Origin of the sequence: Mesorhizobium sp. M7A.F.Ca.CA.002.09.1.1 (assembly GCF_003998555.1) — a bacterium.
Taxonomy (GTDB): domain Bacteria; phylum Pseudomonadota; class Alphaproteobacteria; order Rhizobiales; family Rhizobiaceae; genus Mesorhizobium; species Mesorhizobium ciceri.
In genome coordinates this window covers 1-3,489 of sequence record NZ_RZRR01000613.1, presented here as the reverse complement: position 1 = coordinate 3,489, position 3,489 = coordinate 1, and the positions used below count along the sequence as shown (strand labels likewise).

Genomic DNA, 3,489 nt, shown 5'->3' with positions numbered 1-3,489 from the left:
GCAGCGACGTGACGCTGCCTTCCATCGTGCCGGTGCGCTCGGCTGGTGCCGCATCCGGCAGCGACTGGATCGGCCTGCGCACGACAGACGACAGCGTGCTCAAAGCCGTCTCGCGCGTGCCGCTGTTCGGCGGCTTCCTCGGCCTCGGCCTGCTGCTTCTGGCAATGGGTTCGATGTGGTACCGCGAGGGACGGTAGCGCGGCGCTCTTTTCCCTTCTCCCTTGTTGTGGGAGAAGGGAAAGCCCCCTGCTCTACTCCTCCGGCTCCGTCGTGAACATCAGCGGATAGCCCTTGGCCTTGCCGGCATCGGTGGCGCGCGTCGCCTTGGTCTCGGCGACATCCTTGGTGAACACGGCGACGACGCAGACGCCACGCCGATGCGCAGTGATCATCACCCGGTGCGCTTGGTCTTCGCTGAGTTTGAACTCGCCCTTCAGCACCGTCACCACGAATTCGCGCGGCGTGAAATCGTCGTTGATGAGGATGACCTTGTAGAGTTTTGGCCGTTCGACTTGCGGCTTGATCTGGGTACGCGGTTTTGTGGTAATTTCAGGCATCGGAACCGACAGTTTTGCGTAAGCGATGTGACCGCCATTCTGGCACCGGTGAAAACGGTCGTCCATTTTGATCGACGCGCGAAACCGGTGTCCGCCGACGCGGCCATTCATAATCATGTGGGAAAGTGTCGGTTGCCGTTCAACGGCCTTGGCGGCCGAACATGCGACGGCCGGGAATCTGCCGCACGGCCGCAGCGGGCGGTATATCGGACCGAAAACGGTTTCCGCCGGCATCCGCCCGGCGTTCCAGCCAGGTCGCGATCAGCCACGCGGCGACGCAGATCAACGTCGCGCCGGTCAGCACGACCAGCAGCCAGGTCTGTGCCGGCGTTATGTAGTCCCAGTTGGTGGAAATCGCCGGAGCGAACAGCGAAGGCTCGGTGCGTCCGCTGGCCGGATCGGGGACCGGGCTGGCGGTGAACAGGATAAGCACTCTGGCGAGGCCGGTGGCAACCAGACCGCCGATCACCATCGAGCGCAAAATGGACGAAAGCCGCTTCTTCATGCGGATTGTCCTACACGGCCGGCGTTGCAAACGGGTTAAGTGTCAGTCGAGGCGGAAGCTGCCGGTGCCAGACTTCGCCAAAGATCAGTTGAACCCATCGACCGCTGCATCGCCAATGTCAGGGCTTCAGCGGCTCGGACAGGAAGAAGGCCGCTCCAACCGAAACCAGCTGGAGCGGCCTTGGTCAACAGGCCGGCATTTTATGCCGGACCTTATCAGGTCTTCGGGGCGTCCTTCTTGACGGCCTTCTCAGCAGCCTTCTTGTGCTTCTTGACGGTCTTCTTGACGACCTTCTTCGGAGCAGCCTTGGCCGGAGCGGCAGTCGCCGGAGCGGTGGTCGTCGAAGCAGCCGGAGCAGCGGTCGTGGTGGCGGCGGCGTTGCCGAGAGCCGGCATCGCGAAAGCGAGAGCGACGGCGAGACCGGTTGCGGAGAGGATGGACTTTTTCATGGCTTCGTTTCCTTTTTATGCGGGTCAAGTTTCGGAGCGTTACTGAACCGGGTCGTTCGGCGTCACTCCAAGCAGCTTCAAAGCATTGGCGAGCATCCGGATGCCCTGTGCCTGTTTCTTGGCGGCGCAGTACCGGTTGCCCTTTCTCTGAAGTGCCTTTGCCGCGGTGACCTGCGTTGCCGTGGCATGGGTTTCGAGGGCTTCATCAAATTGGTGGCTGAGATTGGCGCACCGTTCGCTCCGGGTTGTGAGCGTCGCCTTTGCGTCCGATTGTCCGACAGCGGCAGTGACCAGGCAGAAGCCCAGCAACGCACCCAACAAACTGATCGACAACCTTGGCATCGGTTTATCCGTAAACCCGGAGACTAGCGTCGCAGCCGATGACCTGACCGCCACGAGATCAGTTATGCCTTTGAAATTTTTCAGGAGTTTTTCTGAACTGTAGAATTTTGTTTCTGGAGTGTGTCTGAGAAAGCCGGTGTGAACCCCATCATAGCCACTGGCCAACATATGGCCTGAATTCTATCGTGTGGGTTGCGACCGAAGGGCTTGGCAATCAAAGACAGAAGGGCTTGGCAACAATGACAGGGCTGCTGTGAAATCCGATGCACACATACTGATCGTCGACGACGACAAGGGCATCCGCGACCTGCTGCAGGAATTCTTCCAGAAGCGGGGCCTGCACACCTCGGTTGCCGCCGACGGCATCGAGATGGAGACCATCCTGCGGCGCGTCCAGGTGGACCTCATCGTCCTCGACGTGATGCTGCCCGGCAAAAGCGGGCTGGAGCTGTGCCGCGACCTGCGCGCCCAGTATTCGACGCCGATCATCATGCTGACCGCCGTCACCGAGACGACCGACCGCGTCGTCGGCCTGGAAATGGGCGCCGACGACTATGTGCCCAAGCCCTTCGACCCGCGCGAGCTTTTGGCGCGCATCCGGGCCGTGCTCAGGCGCAATGGCGCCGCCGAGCCGAAGCGCGCCACCACCAAGCAGATCTACCGCTTCGCCGGCTGGACGATGGACTGTGCCCGGCGCCGGCTGATCGCACCCGACGATGTCAGGGTCGAGCTGACCATGGCCGAATTCAACCTGCTGCAGACCTTCGTCAAGAGTGCGCAGCGTGTGCTGACCCGCGACCAGCTCATCGAACTGTCCGGCGGCGACAGCGACTATTCCTTCGACCGCAGCATCGACATCCTGGTCAGCCGGTTGCGGCGCAAGATGGAGGACGACCCGAAGACGCCCAAGCTGATCCTGACCGTACGCAGCGGCGGCTACCAGTTCCTGCCCGAGACGACCTCCGAATGAGACGTTTCCTGCCGCAGACCTTGCCTGTCTGGGTGCTGCTGATCGTCATTGCCGGCCTGCTGATCAGCCAGGTCGCGACCCTCTACATCGTCTCGCGCGACCGCGCTGCCGCCAACGACGTCGTCGACCTCTACCGGCTCAACGACCGTGCCTTCTCGCTGGTGCAGCTCATGCATGACGCCAGTCCGGACGAGCGCAAGGCGACGGCGACCGGCCTGTTCAACTCCACCTACGCGCTCACCGTTTCGGACACGCCGGCGGTCACTTCGTCGATCGCCGGCGATGACGAACTGGCCGAACTCGAAGACATCCTCGTCGGCCGGCTGTCCAAATTCGGCATCACCGATGCACGCGTGCGCCGCGATCCGGCGACGCGCGAGGCCGACGACGCGGACGGCACGACGCCAGGACCCGACATCGGCCAGGTCGAGCGCGACCTTCTGGTGCTGGCCGCCGACTTCGCCCAGAGCGACAAGCTGACGGCATCGCTGCGCTTCGCCGACGGCCAATGGCTGAATTTCACCGAACCGATCACGCCCGTCGGCCCGATCCTGAGCTTCGACAGCCTGCCGCTCTATTCGCTGATCGCAGGGCTGGTGGTGATCATGTCGATCTGGTCGCTGCGCCGGCTGACGGCGCCCTACCGGATGATGGAAACCGCCGTGA

General features: G+C 62.6%; 6 protein-coding genes and 1 pseudogene. 3 read left to right on the top strand and 4 right to left on the bottom strand.

Going from position 1 to position 3,489, the window contains the following annotated elements; translation table 11 throughout:
• The coding region (locus EN994_RS23085) for a hypothetical protein (protein WP_164746098.1) at window positions 1–197 on the top strand (197 nt) is incomplete at its 5' end.
• Between the two features lie 54 nt (window positions 198–251).
• On the opposite strand, the gene clpS is transcribed toward EN994_RS23085, so the two are convergent.
• The 4 genes from clpS to EN994_RS35430 form a co-directional block, all read right to left on the bottom strand.
• On the bottom strand, window positions 252–557 hold the full coding sequence (clpS, locus tag EN994_RS23080; RefSeq protein ID WP_013529964.1) for an ATP-dependent Clp protease adapter ClpS: 306 nt from the start codon (window positions 555–557) through the stop codon (window positions 252–254).
• Window positions 558–696: 139 nt separating this feature from the next.
• Window positions 697–1,062 carry a hypothetical protein gene (locus tag EN994_RS23075; protein ID WP_063168852.1) on the bottom strand — a complete coding sequence of 122 codons (366 nt, stop codon included), beginning with the start codon at window positions 1,060–1,062 and terminating at the stop codon, window positions 697–699.
• A gap of 215 nt (window positions 1,063–1,277) precedes the next feature.
• A complete protein-coding gene (locus tag EN994_RS23070) occupies window positions 1,278–1,511 on the bottom strand; it encodes a hypothetical protein (protein ID WP_013529962.1) in 234 nt (77 codons plus the stop codon).
• A gap of 39 nt (window positions 1,512–1,550) precedes the next feature.
• Window positions 1,551–1,853: a hypothetical protein gene (locus EN994_RS35430; protein WP_024504541.1), complete on the bottom strand. Its 303-nt coding sequence runs from the start codon at window positions 1,851–1,853 to the stop codon at window positions 1,551–1,553.
• 253 nt (window positions 1,854–2,106) lie between these two features.
• Between EN994_RS35430 and EN994_RS23060 the strand changes: the two genes are divergently transcribed.
• Window positions 2,107–2,823, top strand: coding sequence for a response regulator transcription factor (locus EN994_RS23060; RefSeq protein WP_013529960.1), 717 nt, complete (start codon window positions 2,107–2,109; stop codon window positions 2,821–2,823).
• Window positions 2,820–3,489: pseudogene (locus EN994_RS23055) on the top strand (osmolarity sensor protein EnvZ); the annotation flags it as partial. The gene EN994_RS23060 and the pseudogene EN994_RS23055, both read left to right, overlap by 4 nt.